Here is a 16,351-nt window from a genome sequence, read left to right as displayed (position 1 = left end):
CGCGTGACGCGGGGACATGCTGGCTTTCACCTCATTCCGCCGCCGCGAGGCCGCGCAGTTTCTCCATGTCGCGCAAGGCGCGCCGGTACTCCACCGGCATCACCTTGACGAACTTGGAGCGATAGTCGGCCCAGTTGTCGAGGATCTGCTGGGCGCGCGCCGAGCCGGTGTGGTGCAGGTGCTTGGCGATGAGCTGGTGCAGGCGCTCCTCGTCGTGGCGCGACATGTCCCCCTGCACGTCGATGCGGCCCTTGAACTCCAGGTCGCCGCCGTGGTGGTGGAGGCGCTCCAGAAGGTCCTCCTCCTCCTCCACCGGCTCCAGGTCGACCATGGAGAGGTTGCAGCGCTTCTTGAAGGTGTTGTCCTCGTCCAGGACATAGGCGACGCCGCCGGACATGCCGGCCGCGAAGTTGCGCCCCGTGGGGCCGATCACCACCACGACGCCGCCGGTCATGTACTCGCAGCCATGGTCGCCGGTGCCTTCAACCACGGCGATTGCCCCCGAATTGCGCACTGCGAAGCGCTCGCCAGCGATGCCGCGGAAATAGCACTCGCCGTCGATGGCGCCATACATCACCGTGTTGCCGACGATGATGGACTGCTCGGGCACGATCGCCGCGTTCTCCGGCGGCCGCACGATGATGCGCCCACCCGAGAGGCCCTTGCCCACATAGTCGTTGCCTTCGCCGATGAGGTCGAAGGTGACGCCGGCCGCGAGGAAAGCGCCGAACGACTGTCCGGCGGTGCCGCGCAGCGTGACGTGGATGGTGTCGTCGGGCAGGCCCTGGTGGCCGTAGCGCTTGGCCACAGCGCCCGACAGCATGGCGCCCGCCGAGCGATCCACCGAGCGGATCGGTGTCTCGATCTCCACGCGCTCGCCCCGTTCCAGGGCGGGCTTCGCCTTCTCGATCAGGGTGCGGTCGAGCACCTTCTCGATCGGGTGGTGCTGGCGCTCGGAGTGGCGGATGCCCACGTCCGCCGGCACGTCGGGCTTGGCGAACAGCTTGGAGAAGTCGAGGCCCTTGGCCTTCCAGTGGTCGATGGCCTCGCGCTGGTCGAGCACGTCGACCCGGCCCACCAGTTCCTCGATCTTGCGGAAGCCGAGCGAGGCCATGATCTCGCGCACCTCTTCAGCGACGAAGAAGAAGTAGTTGATCACGTGCTCGGGCGTGCCCTTGAAGCGCTTGCGCAGCACCGGGTCCTGGGTGGCGACGCCCACCGGGCAGGTGTTGAGGTGGCACTTGCGCATCATGATGCAGCCGGCCGAGATCAGCGGCGCGGTGGAGAAGCCGAACTCGTCGGCGCCGAGCAGCGCGCCGATGATGACGTCGCGCCCGGTGCGGAAGCCGCCGTCCACCTGGAGCGCGACGCGCGAGCGCAGCCGGTTCGCCACCAGCGTCTGCTGCGTCTCGGCGAGGCCCATCTCCCAGGGCGAGCCGGCATGCTTGATGGAGGTGAGGGGGGAGGCGCCGGTGCCGCCCTCGAAGCCGGAGATGGTGATGTGGTCGGCGCGCGCCTTGGCGACGCCGGCCGCGACCGTTCCGACGCCGACCTCCGAGACCAGCTTCACCGACACGTCCGCATCGGGGTTCACGTTCTTGAGGTCGTAGATGAGCTGCGCCAGGTCCTCGATGGAATAGATGTCATGGTGCGGCGGCGGCGAGATGAGGCCGACGCCGGGGGTGGAGTGGCGCACCTTGGCGATCACCGCGTCCACCTTGTGGCCGGGCAGCTGGCCGCCTTCGCCGGGCTTCGCGCCCTGCGCCACCTTGATCTGCATGACGTCGGAATTGACGAGGTATTCCGCGCTCACGCCGAACCGGCCCGAGGCCACCTGCTTGATGGCCGAGCGCATGCTGTCGCCGTTGGGCAAAGGCACGAAGCGTTCCGCCTCCTCGCCGCCCTCGCCGGTGTTCGACTTGCCGCCGATCCGGTTCATGGCGATGGCGAGCGTGGTGTGCGCCTCGCGCGAGATGGAGCCGAACGACATGGCGCCGGTGACGAAGCGCTTCACGATTTCGGAAGCCGGCTCCACCTCGGTGATGTCGATGGGCTCGTGCCCGATCTCCTTCGCCTCGCGGATGCGGAACAGCGAGCGCACCGTCAAGAGACGGCGGTCCTGCGCGCCCACCATGTCGGCGAACGCGCGGTACTTGTCCTTGGCGTCGCCGCGCACCGCGTGCTGGAGGGTGGCCACCGTCTCCGGCGTCCAGGCATGGTCCTCGCCGCGCATGCGGTAGGCGTATTCGCCGCCCACGTCGAGCGAGAGCCGGTAGACCGGGGCGTCGGAGAACGCGAGCTGGTGGCGCCGGACCGTCTCCTCGGCGATCTCGGCGAGGCCGACGCCCTCGATGGTGGTGGCGGTGCCGAAGAAGTACTTCTCCACCAGCTCGGAGGAGAGGCCGACCGCGTCGAAGATCTGCGCGCCGCAATAGGACTGGTAGGTGGAGATGCCCATCTTGGACATCACCTTGAGCAGCCCCTTGTCCACCGACTTGATGAAGCGCTTGACGATCTCCTTGTCGTCCACCTCCTCCGGGATCTCGTCGCGCATGTCGACGAGGGTCTCGAAGGCGAGATAGGGGTTGATCGCTTCGGCGCCATACCCGGCGAGGCAGGCGAAGTGATGAATCTCGCGCGCCTCGCCGGTCTCGATCACGAGGCCAACCGAGGTGCGCAGGCCCTTGCGGATCAGGTGGTGGTGCACCGCCGCCGTGGCGAGAAGCGCCGGGATCGGGATGCGGTCAGGCCCGGTCATGCGATCGGACAGGATGATGATGTTGTAGCCGCCGTGCACCGCCGCCTCGGCGCGCTCGCACAGGTGCTCCACCGCCACCGCCATGCCGGCGGCGCCCTTCTCGGCGCCGTAGGTGATGTCGAGGGTGCGGGTGTCGAACCGCTCCTCCATGAAGCCGATGGAGCGGATCTTCTCCAGGTCCTCGTTGGTGAGGATGGGCTGGCGCACTTCCAGGCGCTTGCGCTTGGCGGTGCCCTCCAGGTCGAAGATGTTCGGCCGCGGCCCGATGAAGGAGACGAGGCTCATCACCAGCTCCTCGCGGATCGGGTCGATGGGCGGGTTCGTCACCTGGGCGAAGTTCTGCTGGAAATAGGTGAACAGCGACTTCGACTTGTCGGAGAGCACCGAGATCGGCGTGTCGGTGCCCATGGAGCCCACCGCCTCCTGGCCGGTGATGGCCATGGGCGCCATGAGCAGCTTCAGGTCTTCCTGGGTGTAGCCGAACGCCTGCTGGCGATCGAGCAGCGACACGTCGGTGCGCACCTCGCGCGCCTCCACGGGGCGCAGGTCCTCCAGCACCAGTTGGGTGTGCTTCAGCCACTCCTTGTAGGGATTGGCGCGGGCGAGCTCGGTCTTGATCTCCTCGTCGGGGACGAGGCGGCCTTCTTCCAGGTCCACCAGCAGCATCTTGCCGGGCTGGAGGCGCCACTTGGTGACGATCTTCTCCTCGGGGAGGGTGAGAACCCCCATCTCGGAGGCGAGGACGATGGTGTCGTCGCTCGTGACCATGTAGCGGGCCGGGCGCAGGCCGTTGCGGTCCAGCGTCGCGACGATCTGGCGGCCGTCGGTGGCGACGATGGCGGCCGGGCCGTCCCACGGCTCCATGAGCGAGGCGTGATACTCGTAGAAGGCGCGCCGCTCCTCGTCCATGAGCGGGTTGCCCGCCCAGGCTTCCGGCACCAGCATCATCGCCGCGTGGGGCAGCGAGTAGCCGCCCTGGACCAGGAATTCGAGCGCGTTGTCGAAGCACGCGGTGTCCGACTGGCCCTCATAGGAGATGGGCCAGAGCTTGGAGATGTCGGAGCCGAACAGCTCGGAATCCACCGAGGCCTGCCGCGCCGCCATCCAGTTGACGTTGCCGCGCAGGGTGTTGATCTCGCCGTTGTGCGCCACCATGCGGTAGGGGTGGGCCAGCGGCCAGGCCGGGAAGGTGTTGGTGGAGAAGCGCTGGTGCACGAGGGCGAGCGCGCTCTCGAAGTCCGGGTCAGAGAGGTCCGGATAATAGGCGCCCAGCTGGTCGGCCAGGAACATGCCCTTGTAGACCAGCGTGCGGCAGGACAGCGACACCGGGTAATAGCCCTTCGTCGCCGGATCGTTGGCGCCATAGACCGCGTTCGAGATCACCTTGCGGGTGACGAACAGGCGGCGCTCGAATGCGTCCTCGTCCAGCGACAGGTCGCCCAGGCCGACGAACACCTGGGCGTGCTCCGGCTCGGTCGGCAGCACGCTCACGCCGAGCGAGGAATTGTCGGTGGGCACGTCCCGCCAGCCGATGAGGGCAAGGCCCTCCTCGGCGAGCACCCGCTCGTAGGTCGTGCGCACGATCTCCTGGCCCTTGGGATCGCGCGGCAGGAAGATGTGGCCGACCGCGTACTTGCCGGGCTCGGGCAAGGTGAAGCCGAGGCGCGCGGCCTCCTTCAGGAAGAACTTGTGCGGGATCTGCACCAGCATGCCGGCGCCGTCGCCGGCGCGCGGGTCGGCGCCCACCGCGCCGCGATGCTCCAGGTTGAGCAGGATCTTGATGCCGTCCTCGACGATGCGGTGGGACTTCCTGCCCTTGATGTCGGCGATGAAGCCGACGCCGCAGGCGTCGCGCTCCTGCGCCGGATCGAACAGGCCGAAGGGTGCCGGTCGGCCGATCATCGCCGCGCCTTTCACGGCGGCGGCGCCCTGAGCCACGCTCCCGTTCCGGCCTTCATCGCGATGCATCGATGCCATCTTCATCCCTCTCCTCAACCGGCGCGAAGCTCCCGCCCCGCGCGCCCGCGCGGACGCTGGTGGAGATGCCCCCTCCCACGCCGCATTGCAACTTCCACGCCACCCGCGCGGAAAAGCACCCGCTCGTTCGAGCGTGCGCTTGATGGTCCGGCTGCGGCACGGGGGATAGGGCAGTACGACTTCCCTATCCAGTGGACCATGACAGAAAAACGGCGCGCTCACAAGCACCCGGCGGGGGCCTCGGCGCGCCGAATGATCAATTGTTGCGCACGCGGCCCCCAAGACGAAAGAACGGTACGGCACGAGCGTCCCTGCGCGCAACGCCGTTTCAACGCTTCCCGCGGCGCCGGAGGCATGGGGGGCGGGGCGGCTGTTACATGGCGGCGGCTTGCGGCCCGATTGCGGTCCCATCGATGCCGCATTGAGCCGCTGTAGTCGGTCCTGTTCGCGGTCCTGCGTCGCCGAAAAGCCAGGATTCCACCCGGAACAGCGCGCCCACAGCGAAGGTCGTCCATGCCGAAGGCTCCGATCCGCCCGACCGCCCTTTTCCTTGCCCTCGCGGCGTCGCTCGCCCTCGCGGCGCCGGCGGGAGCGCAGGTCTACTATCCTGGTCCCGTGCCCGGACCCTATGTCGTCCCGCCCCGTCCCGGCTATGTGATGCTGCCCCCGTGGGAGGTGCGCAACATCGTCCGCGGCATGGGCTACTGGCGCATCTCCCAGCCGCAGCTTTCGGGCCGCATCTACACCGTCGCCGCGGTCGACGAGGAGGGGCCGGTGGTGCTGCGGATCGACGGCTTCACCGGCCGGGTGATCGCGGCGCGCAACCTCACCGGCGGCCCGCCGCCTTATGTGCCGCCGCCTGCCGCGCAGGCCCCGCGCGCCGCGCCGAAGCCGCCCAAGGTCGCCGCCCGTCCGCCCGCCGCCGCGCCGCTGCCGCCGCCGAAGCCGCCCGAGCTGTTGGAGGCCACCGCGCCGGCGGCGCCGCCGGTCCCGGCGCCGGGCGCACCGGCCGGCGCGCCTGCCTCCGGCAGCCCCGTGGCCTCGGCGCCCCCGGTGGCGCCGAGCGCCGCTGCGACGCCGGACGGCGCCGGCGGCAAGCCGTCGGCGGCGGCACCCGCCTCGGATCAGGCCCGGCCGGCATCGGCCGGCGCGGCCGCGCCGGCGGACGGCAAGGCACCTGACAAGGCGGCCGCCGCGCCGACCGCCGATTCCCCCGCGCCGCCGGCCAAGGGGCCGACCAAGGAGCCGACCAAGGGCATCGGCGCGGGCACGGCGACGCCAGGCGCTGCCGCAGCCGGCACCGCCTCGGTGCTGTCGCGGCCGGTCGCCACGGCGCAGTAGGGCGGAAGGTTCGGAAAGGACGGCGGCGCGAGGCCGCGGTCAGAACAGGTAGACTGCCGCCACCAGCCCCAGCACCACCACGGCCAGGAGGCCGAGGGTGACGAGGCCGAGCCGCTTCTCGATGAACTCCCGCGCGCGCGGGCCGAAATGGTGCAGCAGCGCCGCCAGGATGTAGAAGCGCGCGCCGCGGGTGATGACCGAGAGCACCACGAACCAGAACAGGTTGTAGTCGGCGAAGCCCGAGGTGATCGTCACCAGCTTGTAGGGGATGGGGGTCAGCCCCTTCAGCAGGATCACCCAGTGGCCATAGTGGGCATAGGCGGCGCGGAACTGCTCCACCTTGTCGCCGTAGCCGTAGAGGTTGATGAGGAACTTGCCCACGCTGTCGTAGAGCAGCGCGCCGATGGCGTAGCCGACGAGGCCGCCCAGCACCGAGCCGATGGTGGCGATGGCGGCATAGCGCCAGGCCTTGTCGGGGCGCGCCAGGGTCATGGGAACCTGGAGCACGTCCGGCGGCACCGGGAAGACGGAACTCTCCGCGAACGCGACCGCCGCCAGGGCCCAGGGCGCCGAGGGCTTGGCCGAATAGGCGATCACCCAGTCGTAGAGCTTGCGGAGCATGCCGGCGCCTTGCTGTGCGTTGCAACAACGGGCCCTTCGCTTAGGCTCTGAATCCCTGTGAGTAAAGGCGTGCCGCCAATCATTCGGAGCTGTGTCCGGCTGGCCACAGACACGCTGGGCGGCGCCGTGTAAGAGGGCGCGCGTCGCGGCTGTGTGTTTCGGTTGATTCGCGTTCGTTTCGAAATGCGGGCGAAACGGAGCGCGGGCATTCAGGCCGCGCTGGGCGGATGCGCAGGGATGAACGGGAGCCAACGGACCCGTTCAGCATCCGTCGGGCTTAACCGGATTAGAACCCAGACACGGGCAGCATGCTGCGCTCTCCGGGCGGGGACGGTTCGGAGCGGTCCGGATGACGAGGTCAGGGGTTTGAGATGATCAAGCGAATTGTTGTATTTGCTGTGCTCGTGATGGGTTACGTGCTCACGGGGATGGCGCTGAACGCGGGCCAGGCGGATCGCGGCCCCATCACCGTCGAGGCGGCTGTCGACTGATCCCGCCATCCGCTGGCGGCTGCCGCCGGCGGACTTGGCCGCGCCGGAGCGCGGGGCCGAAATCCTTCCTTAATCACTTCCGGAAATTTACGCCGCCTCGCGCGGAACCCGCGCCGGGGATCGCGCCCCGTTGCGTCCGATGGACGGGCGCGCAGGCGCCCGTCGTCCCCGCGCCGCGCGTGGAGGCAGGAGGGCGCCGAGGCGGCGGCCGCGACACCCGCGAGCGGTCGTGCACGAGCGGTCTTGGCCGATGGCGGCTCTCAGCTTGAAGGCCGGGGCCGGGAGCCAGGCCGATCCCCTCGCCGCATGCGGGAGGGGGCGTCCGGTTCGGGCCGATCTCGATCCGCCGCTCGACGCGGCGCGACGCCTCAGTGCGGCTTGCCGGCGGGCAGGTCGGCGGCGGTCAGGGGCGGGTTGGCGAGATGCGCGCCGAGCCCGGCCACGGCGGCGCGCTGGCGCACCAGGGCCAGCACCGTGTCGAGGGTGGGGGTGGGCATGTCGAGCATGCGCCCCATCTCCTGCACCACGCTCACCAGCGGGTCGATCTCCATGGGCCGGTCGCGCTCCAGGTCCTGGAGCATGGAGGTCTTGTGCGCCCCCACGGCGCCGGCGCCGTTGATGCGGCGCTCCACGTCGACCCGGAACCGGATGCCCAGCTTTTCGGCGATGGCCTGCGCCTCCAGCATCATGGCGCGCGCGACGGCGCGGGTGCCGGGATCGGCGGCGATCACCTCGAGCGTGGCGTGGGTGAGGGCGCTGATGGGGTTGAAGCACAGGTTGCCCCACAGCTTCAGCCACAGCTCGTCGCGGATGTTGGGCATCACCGGCGCGCGCAGGCCGGCGCTCTCCATCAGCTCGGACAGCGCCTTGACCCGCGGGGTCACCTCGCCCGAGGGCTCGCCGAGGGGAAACTTGTCGCCGTAGATGTGCTGGATCACGCCCGGGGCCACCACCTCGGTGGCGGGGTAGACGATGCAGCCGAGCGCCCGCTCAGGCCGCAGCACCTCCCACTGGCGGCCGGCGGGGTCGATGGTCTCCAGCGTGCGGTTCTCCAGCGCTCCGCCGTGCTTGTAGAAATACCAGTAGGGGACGCCGTTCACGGCGGTGACGACCGAGGTGTCGTTGCCCAGGAGCGGGCGCATCTTCTCCACCACGCCCGGCACCGAATGGGCCTTCAGGGCGATGATGACATAGTCCTGCGGGCCGAGCTCGGTCGGATCGTCGGTGGCGCGCACCTTGGCGACGCGCTCCTCGCCGTTGATGAGCAGCTTCACGCCGTTGGTCTGCATGGCTTCCAGGTGGCCGCCGCGCGCGACGAGGCTGACCTTCGCGCCGGCGCGGGCCAGCTCCACGCCGAGATAGCCGCCGATGGCGCCGGCACCGTAGATGCACACCTTCATGGCCCGTTCCTCCTCAGATTTCTCGCATTGTGTATTTTGTATGCCAATAACGCAGACAAGCCGATGCCCAGTCATTCTTATTGCCAGCATAACAATGGAAATTAATTCCGTAACGTGGAAATTTGTCACAGGATGGACGCGCCAGGGGTTGGGCCTAACCTGGACTGGAGGGGTGCCGGCAGAATCGCTCGACGGTGGTCGGCCGCACGGAGAAAGAAGGCGCCGCCCCGCGGGGCGTTCAGGACCGCAGCAGGCGCCGGCCTAGGGAGGTTCCATGCCCGACAGTGACCTCGCGCCCCGGCGCCGTGGCCGGCCGGCCTCGTCCGGCGGGGAGGGCGGTCCGGAAGTCCAGTCGCTCGACCGCGCCATCACGCTCCTGCGCGTCATCTCCGAGGAGGACGGCATGCCGCTCGCCGACATCGCGCGGGCGGCCGATCTCCCGGTCTCGACGGCGCACCGGCTGCTGGCGACGCTGGAGCGGCGCCAGCTGGTGGCCCATGACCTGTCGACCGGGCTCTGGACCGTCGGGCTTGGCCTGTTCCGCGTGGGGTCGGCGTATCTGCGCATCCGCAAGCTGCCGGACATCGGCCGGCCGGTGATCCGCAAGCTGCTGCACGAGGTGGAGGAGACGGTGAACCTCTCCATGTTCGACGGCATGGAGCTGGTGGTGGTGGCCCAGGCGGAGGCGCATGCGCCGGTGCGCGCCTTCTTCCGGCTCGGCGTGCGGCTGCCGTTGCACGCCACGGCGGCCGGCAAGTGCGTGCTGGCGGCGGCAAGCCCGGGCTTCCGCGGCGCCTGCCTGGCGCAGATGCGGTTCGAGCCCTTCACGGTGCGCACGCGCCGTTCCGAGCGTGACCTCATGGACGACGTCGTGCGCATCGCCGAGCGCGGCTACGCGGTGGACGACGAGGAGCACGCGGCCGGCATGAAGGCGGTGGCGGCGCCGATCCTCAACGAATGGCGCGAGCCGCTCGGCGCGGTCTCGGTCGCCGCGCCGGCGGTGCGCATGAGCGAGGATCGCATCGCCCGCATCGGCCGCCGGGTGATAGCCGCGGCAGATCAGATGACCCGGCTCTATTCCGGCGCGGACGAGGTGGTTCCCCCGGAATTCGCCGCCCATCGCTGACCGGGAAGGCGCCGACGGTAAGGAGTTGTCGTCATATTTTTTGGCATACAATATTTTACATCTAAAATTATATGTTCAGACGACCAAATCCGGAATTGCAAATTCCAATTGACACGGTTGACATACAATATACTCTTTCCAGGCTAGACCTTGAGGTCTGCCAAAAAATGTAACGATCATAATAAGTTACGTTTTGATCCGCGGGCGCTGACATCGCGGACGATCCGGGAGGAAAGACCAAATGAATTTGTCACTTGCATCGACAATTCGGAAAAGCGTGGCCGCCGCGGCCGTTGCCGCTGTGATGGCGCCGCTGGGCGCCTTGGCGTGGGAGCCGAGCAAGACCGTCGAGTTCATCGTGCCCGCGGGCACCGGCGGCGGCGCCGACCAGATGGCGCGGATGATCCAGGGCATCATTCAGAAGAACAATCTGATGAACCAGTCCCTGGTGGTCATCAACAAGTCCGGCGGCGCGGGCGCCGAGGGCTTCCTCGACGTGAAGGGGTCCGCCAACAACCCCCACAAGATCATCATTTCCCTGTCGAATCTCTTCACCACGCCGCTCGCCACCGGCGTGCCGTTCAAGTGGGACGACATGACCCCGGTCGCCATGCTGGCGCTCGACGAGTTCATCCTGTGGGTGAACGCCAAGGCGCCCTATGACGACGTGAAGGGCTTCCTCGCCGCCATGGCGGCCGCTCCCGCCGACGCGCCGTTCAAGATGGGCGGCACCGGCTCCAAGCAGGAAGACCAGATCATCACCGCCGCCATCGAGCAGAAAACCGGCAAGAAGTTCATCTACGTGCCGTACAAGGGCGGCGGCGACGTCGCGGCGCAGCTGGTGGGCGGCCACGTGACCTCCTCGGTCAACAATCCCATCGAGGCGGTGTCGCAGTGGCGCGCGGGCGAGCTGAAGCCGCTGTGCGTGTTCGACGAGAAGCGCCTGCCCTACAAGGAGCCGGTCACCGGCAACAAGTCCTGGGGCGACATCCCGACCTGCAAGGAGTCGGGCCTCGACATCGAATACCTGATGCTGCGCGGCATCTTCATGCCGCCGAAGGCCAGCAAGGAGCAGGTCGAGTATTTCGTGAACCTGTTCAAGAAGGTGCGTGAGACTCCCGAATGGAAGGAGTTCATGCAGAAGGGGGCCTTCAACACCACCGCGCTCACGGGTCCCGAGTATACGGCCTGGCTCGGCAAGGCCGCGGCCACCCACAAGACCCTGATGGAGAACGCGGGGTTCGTGGCCAAGTAGGCCGTCCGGCCCGGCCGGACAGGCCGGCCGACAAAGCATGGAGAAGTAAACGTGGCCAGATGAGCGTGGCGACGTGACGGTTCCGGCTCCGCGGCTTGTGCCGCGGAGCCCCCGTCCCCCCCATGCGCCAAGGCCTCCGGAAAAGCCCGGCCGCGCGCCGGATGAGCGAGCCAAGGACGCGCCCCGATGACCGATCATGCACATGGCGATCACGCCACCGATTCCAACGAGAAGACAGTCACCAACCGCACCATGGACGTGGTGGTGGCCCTCGCCTTCATGGGCCTCGCCGCGCTCGTGATGTCCGACAGCTGGCGCATCGGCGCCCGCTGGGCGAGCGACGGCCCGCAGGCCGGCTACTTCCCCTTCTATGTGGGGGCGATGATGTTCATCGCCAGCGCCGGCACCCTCGCCGGCGCGCTGTTCACCAAGCATCCCGACCTCGGCAACTTCGTCGACCGAAGCCAGCTGAAGTCGGTGCTGCAGGTGCTGGTGCCCACCGCCATCTACGTGGCCCTGATCTTCGTCCTGGGCATCTACGTCTCGTCGGCGGTGTTCATCGCCTTCTTCATGTGGTGGCTCGGCAAGTATCCGGTGGCGAAGATCCTGCCGGTGGCGATCGGCGTGCCGCTGATGCTGTTCATGATGTTCGAGGTCTGGTTCCTGGTGCCGCTCCCCAAGGGGCCGCTCGAGACCGCCCTCGGCTACTGATCTCGCGCGTCCGGCCGACGGACGCGCAGCGGCCCCGAGAGGACGCCGCCGCTCCCCACCGGAGTCGCCCCCCGCCAAGGGGCCGCGCACCGCCTCGGGAGAGCCAAGTTCACCCGCGCCGTCCTGGCTCAGCCGGGCGCATCAAGGGTGGCCCGAACCCTGGATCGAACACGCGCACGCCGAAGGCGCGCATAAGCGCCAAAGCGTTTGGGAGGAAGCCCGTGGAAGCGCTCTCGTCACTCATCGGAGGGTTCAGCGTCCTCGCTGACCCAATGAACATCGTCTACATGTTCGTCGGCATCACGCTCGGCGTCCTGATCGGCGTCCTGCCCGGTCTCGGCGGCGCCAACGGGGTCGCGATCCTCCTGCCGCTCACCTTCTCGATGACGCCGGTCTCGGCCATCATCATGCTCTCCTCCATCTATTGGGGAGCGCTGTTCGGCGGCGCCATCACCTCGATCCTGTTCAACATTCCGGGCGAGCCCTGGAGCGTGGCGACCACGTTCGACGGGCATCCCATGGCCCAGAAGGGCAAGGCCGGCGAGGCGCTCACCGGCGCCTTCACCGGCTCCTTCATCGGCGCCTTCTTCGCGGTGCTTCTGATCACCTTCCTCGCGCCGGTGATCGCCAAGTTCGCGCTGCAGTTCGGCCCGGCCGAGTTCTTCGCGGTCTATCTCCTGACCTTCTGCTCGTTCGTGGGCATGGGCAAGGAGCCGCCGTTCAAGGTCATCGCCGCCATGATGCTCGGCTTCGCCCTCGCGGCGGTGGGCATCGACACGGTGACCGGCCAGCTGCGCATGACCTTCGGGAACATGGAGCTGCTGCGCGGCTTCGACTTCCTGGTGGCGGTGATCGGCCTGTTCGGCGTCGGCGAGATCCTGCTCACCATGGAGGAAGGCCTCGCCTTCAAGGGCAAGAGCGCCGCCATCAACGCCCGCGTGGTGTTCCAGACCTGGGCCAAGCTGCCGAGATACTGGGTGGGCTGCCTGCGCTCGGCCATCGTCGGCTGCTGGATGGGCGTGACCCCCGGCGGGGCGACGCCCGCCTCCTTCATGAGCTACGGCCTCGCCAAGAAATTCTCGAAGAACGGCCGCAACTTCGGCAAGGGCGAGCTGGAGGGCGTGGTGATGCCCGAGGTGGCGGCGCACGCCGCCGGCACCTCGGCGCTGCTGCCCATGCTCACCCTCGGCATTCCCGGCTCGCCCACCGCGGCGGTGCTGCTGGGCGGCCTCTTGATCTGGGGCCTCCAGCCCGGTCCGCTCCTGTTCGTGGAGCAGAAGGACTTCGTGTGGGGCCTCATCGCCTCGATCTATCTCGGCAACATCGCCGGGCTGCTCGTGGTGCTCACGACCGTGCCGATCTTCGCGGCCATCCTGCGCATCCCGTTCTCGGTCATCGCCCCGATCATCCTCGTGATCTGCGCGGTGGGCGCCTACACGGTGCACAATGCCGGCTTCGACATCGCCGTGATGCTGATCTTCGGCGTAATTGGCTACCTGTTCAAGAAGCTGAACTATCCGCTGGCGCCGCTGGTGCTGGCGCTGGTGCTCGGCGACATGGCGGAGAGCTCGTTCCGCCAGGCCATGCTGGTGTCCCAGGGCGACCTCGCCATCTTCTGGTCCAACCCGCTGGTGGGCTCCATCGTCACCCTGGCGCTGGTGATGCTGTTCTGGCCGGTCATCGGCGCGGTGATGCAGCGCCTGCGTCCGGGCGGCCAGAAGCCGGCCGCAGCCGAGTGAGGAGGGCGACCCGGCCGGCGCCGCCGGCCGGGTCCTCCACCGCCATGTTGCTGCAGTGCGGAACCTTTTCCCGGCGTCCCGCCATTGCATCCCTGACTTGAATACAATACACAGTATTTCACCGACGGCATCCGCCCGGAAGAGGCGGCGCGAAGGAGGAGGAACGAAAGGCCGTGCATCAGGTTGCTGAGCCACCGAAGCTGAACGTGGAGCCGCTCGAGGCCGCCACGAGCCTCAGGATGCTCGCCTACGAGGCGCTGAAGCGCGCCATCACGGAGATGGACATCTACGGCTCCGCCAAGGAGTTCCGGCTCGACGAGCGCCAGCTCTCCGAGGATCTCGGGGTCAGCCGCACGCCGATCCGCGAGGCGATGACGGTGCTGGAGCAGGAGGGCTTCGTGCGCTCGGTGCCGCGGCGCGGCATCTTCGTGGTGCGCAAGACCAAGCGCGAGATCCTCGACCTCATCGTCGTCTGGGCGGCGCTGGAGAGCATGGCGGCCCGGCTCGCGGCGGTCTCGGCGTCCGCCGCCGACGTCAAGGGCCTGCGGCGCCTCTTCAACGACTTCAGGGAAGAGACCGCCGCCGAGCAGATGAACGAGTACTCCAAGGCCAACATCGCCTTCCATCAGGCGATCCTGCGCATGGGCGGCTGCCGGCTCATCGTCGACATGACCGGCAACCTGTTCCTGCACATGCGGGCCATCCGCGCGGTCTCGATCCGCCAGGAGAACCGGTTCGAGATCTCCATGCGCGAGCACACGGCGATCATCGACGCCCTGGAGGCGCGCGACGCCGACCTCGCCGAGCGCCTCGTGCGCGAGCACGCCATGGGGCTCGCCGCCCACGTGGAGAAGCACGGGATGTTTCCCGGATGAGCGGGGCGCGGATGGACACGGGAACAATGAGAAAGAGACGCCGAACCACAAGAGCGCGCATTGGGAACGCAGGGCCCGCAAGGGCCGGAGCCTGCGCCGGGAACCCGGCCAGCTGAACCTGTAGCCGAAACGCAAGAGACAAGATTTCCGGGAGACAGCGGATGTCCGCCATCGCAAAGACCATCGAAGCCGACGCCGCAGCCGAGCAGGAGCTGACCGACGGCTTCCACCTCGTCATCGACGCGCTGAAGCTCAACGGCATCGACACCATCTACGGCGTGCCGGGCATTCCGATCACCGACCTCGGGCGCTTCGCCCAGGCGGCCGGCATCCGCGTCATCTCCTTCCGCCACGAGCAGAATGCGGGCAACGCCGCCGCCATCGCCGGCTTCCTCACCAAGAAGCCGGGCGTGTGCCTCACCGTCTCGGCGCCGGGCTTCCTCAACGGCCTGACCGCGCTCGCCAACGCCACCACCAACTGCTTCCCCATGATCCTCATCTCGGGCTCGTCCGAGCGCGAGATCGTCGACCTGCAGCAGGGCGACTATGAGGAGATGGACCAGCTCGCCATCGCCAAGCCGCTGTGCAAGGCCGCCTTCCGGGTGCTGCACGCGGCCGACATCGGCATCGGCGTCGCCCGCGCCATCCGCGCGGCGGTGTCCGGGCGCCCGGGCGGCGTCTATCTCGACCTGCCCGCCAAGCTGTTCGGCCAGGTGATGGACGCGTCCGAGGGCGAGCGCTCCCTCGTCAAGGTGATCGACGCCGCCCCGGCGCAGATCCCCGCCCCCGAGGCGGTGGACCGCGCGGTGGCGCTGCTGAAGGGGGCCAAGAAGCCGCTCGTCATCCTCGGCAAGGGCGCCGCCTATTCCCAGGCGGACGAGGAAATCCGGAATTTCGTCGAGAAGACCGGCATCCCCTTCCTGCCCATGAGCATGGCCAAGGGCATCCTGCCCGATACCCATCCCCAGTCGGCGGGCGCCGCGCGCTCGCTGGTGCTGAAGGAGGCGGACGTGGTGATGCTGGTCGGGGCGCGCCTCAACTGGCTCCTGTCCCACGGCAAGGGCAAGACCTGGGGCCCTGCCGGCAGCCAGAAGTTCATTCAGATCGACATCGAGCCGCGGGAGATGGACTCGAACATCGAGATCGCCGCCCCGATCGTCGCCGACATCGGCTCGGCCATGGCGGCCCTCAACGCCAAGGTCGGCGGCTGGGCCGGCGCGCCCAAGGAGTGGCTCGCGACCGTCGCCGAGAAGAAGGACGCGAACATCGCCAAGATGGCGCCGCGCCTCATGAAGAACTCGGCGCCCATGGACTTCCACGCGGCGCTCGGCGCGCTGCGCACCATCATCAAGGAGCGTCCCGACGCGATCCTCGTGAACGAGGGCGCCAACACGCTCGACCTCGCCCGCGGCATCATCGACATGTACCAGCCGCGCAAGCGCCTGGACGTCGGCACCTGGGGCGTCATGGGCATCGGCATGGGCTTCGCCATCGGCGCGGCGGTGGAGACCGGCAAGCCGGTGCTCGCGGTGGAGGGCGACTCGGCGTTCGGCTTCTCCGGCATGGAGGTGGAGACCATCTGCCGCTACGGCCTGCCGGTCACGATCGTCATCTTCAACAACAACGGCATCTATCGCGGCACCGACACCGACCCGAATGGGCGCGATCCCGGCACCACGGTGTTCGTGAAGGACGCCCGCTACGACAAGATGATGGAGGCGTTCGGCGGCGTCGGCGTGAACGTCACCACCCCGGACGAGCTGTCGCGTGCCGTGAACGCGGCGATGGACAGCGGCAAGCCCACCCTCATCAACGCGGTGATCGACCCCACCGCCGGCAGCGAGAGCGGCAACATCGGCAGCCTCAACCCGCAGAGCGTGGTGAAGCGCAAGAAGTGAGACCGGCCGGCGGCCCGCCTCACGCGGGTCCGCCCCTGGAAGGCCGGAGCGGGTCCGGGGCCGCGCCCCGCGCCCGCAGGTGCAAGACAGGCGGGGGAGGGGCCAGCCTTTCTCCCGCCGGGCGGAAACCCAGAGCCGACGTCCTCAGGAGCGGGTGAC

At 68.4% G+C, this 16,351-nt stretch carries 10 protein-coding genes; 7 read left to right on the top strand and 3 right to left on the bottom strand.

Translation table 11 applies throughout. The features are described 5' to 3' along the window. Positions 1–31: 31 nt before the first annotated feature. Positions 32–4,741 carry a glutamate synthase large subunit gene (gene gltB / locus V5F67_RS19010; protein WP_394021882.1) on the bottom strand — a complete coding sequence of 1,570 codons (4,710 nt, stop codon included), beginning with the start codon at positions 4,739–4,741 and terminating at the stop codon, positions 32–34. Positions 4,742–5,248: 507 nt separating this feature from the next. On the opposite strand from gltB, the gene V5F67_RS19005 reads away from it, so the two are divergent. Beyond that, positions 5,249–6,076: a hypothetical protein gene (locus V5F67_RS19005; RefSeq protein WP_509210587.1), complete on the top strand. Its 828-nt coding sequence runs from the start codon at positions 5,249–5,251 to the stop codon at positions 6,074–6,076. Positions 6,077–6,115: 39 nt separating this feature from the next. Here V5F67_RS19005 and V5F67_RS19000 read toward each other — a convergent pair whose 3' ends face one another. Both V5F67_RS19000 and V5F67_RS18995 read right to left on the bottom strand, forming a co-directional pair. Continuing rightward, positions 6,116–6,697: a YqaA family protein gene (locus tag V5F67_RS19000; RefSeq protein ID WP_394022229.1), complete on the bottom strand. Its 582-nt coding sequence runs from the start codon at positions 6,695–6,697 to the stop codon at positions 6,116–6,118. A gap of 859 nt (positions 6,698–7,556) precedes the next feature. After that, a complete protein-coding gene (locus tag V5F67_RS18995) occupies positions 7,557–8,588 on the bottom strand; it encodes a 2-dehydropantoate 2-reductase (protein WP_394022228.1) in 1,032 nt (343 codons plus the stop codon). A gap of 274 nt (positions 8,589–8,862) precedes the next feature. On the opposite strand from V5F67_RS18995, the gene V5F67_RS18990 reads away from it, so the two are divergent. From V5F67_RS18990 to oxc, 6 genes are all read left to right on the top strand, one after another. Next, positions 8,863–9,714 carry an IclR family transcriptional regulator gene (locus V5F67_RS18990; protein ID WP_394022227.1) on the top strand — a complete coding sequence of 284 codons (852 nt, stop codon included), beginning with the start codon at positions 8,863–8,865 and terminating at the stop codon, positions 9,712–9,714. 241 nt (positions 9,715–9,955) lie between these two features. Further along, a complete protein-coding gene (locus tag V5F67_RS18985; RefSeq protein WP_394022226.1) occupies positions 9,956–10,969 on the top strand; it encodes a Bug family tripartite tricarboxylate transporter substrate binding protein in 1,014 nt (337 codons plus the stop codon). A gap of 186 nt (positions 10,970–11,155) precedes the next feature. Continuing rightward, a complete protein-coding gene (locus tag V5F67_RS18980; RefSeq protein ID WP_394022225.1) occupies positions 11,156–11,680 on the top strand; it encodes a tripartite tricarboxylate transporter TctB family protein in 525 nt (174 codons plus the stop codon). A 272-nt stretch (positions 11,681–11,952) separates the two neighbouring features. Continuing rightward, positions 11,953–13,419, top strand: a complete 1,467-nt coding sequence (locus V5F67_RS18975; protein WP_394022224.1) for a tripartite tricarboxylate transporter permease — start codon at positions 11,953–11,955, stop codon at positions 13,417–13,419. Between the two features lie 239 nt (positions 13,420–13,658). Then, positions 13,659–14,294, top strand: coding sequence for a GntR family transcriptional regulator (locus V5F67_RS18970; protein WP_394022230.1), 636 nt, complete (start codon positions 13,659–13,661; stop codon positions 14,292–14,294). A 161-nt stretch (positions 14,295–14,455) separates the two neighbouring features. Next, positions 14,456–16,192, top strand: a complete 1,737-nt coding sequence (gene oxc / locus V5F67_RS18965; RefSeq protein ID WP_394022223.1) for an oxalyl-CoA decarboxylase — start codon at positions 14,456–14,458, stop codon at positions 16,190–16,192. Positions 16,193–16,351 lie beyond the last annotated feature (159 nt).

Origin of the sequence: Xanthobacter pseudotagetidis, from assembly GCF_043194795.2 — a bacterium.
Taxonomy (GTDB): Bacteria; Pseudomonadota; Alphaproteobacteria; order Rhizobiales; family Xanthobacteraceae; genus Xanthobacter; species Xanthobacter tagetidis_A.
This window is presented reverse-complemented; position numbering and strand designations above follow the sequence as displayed.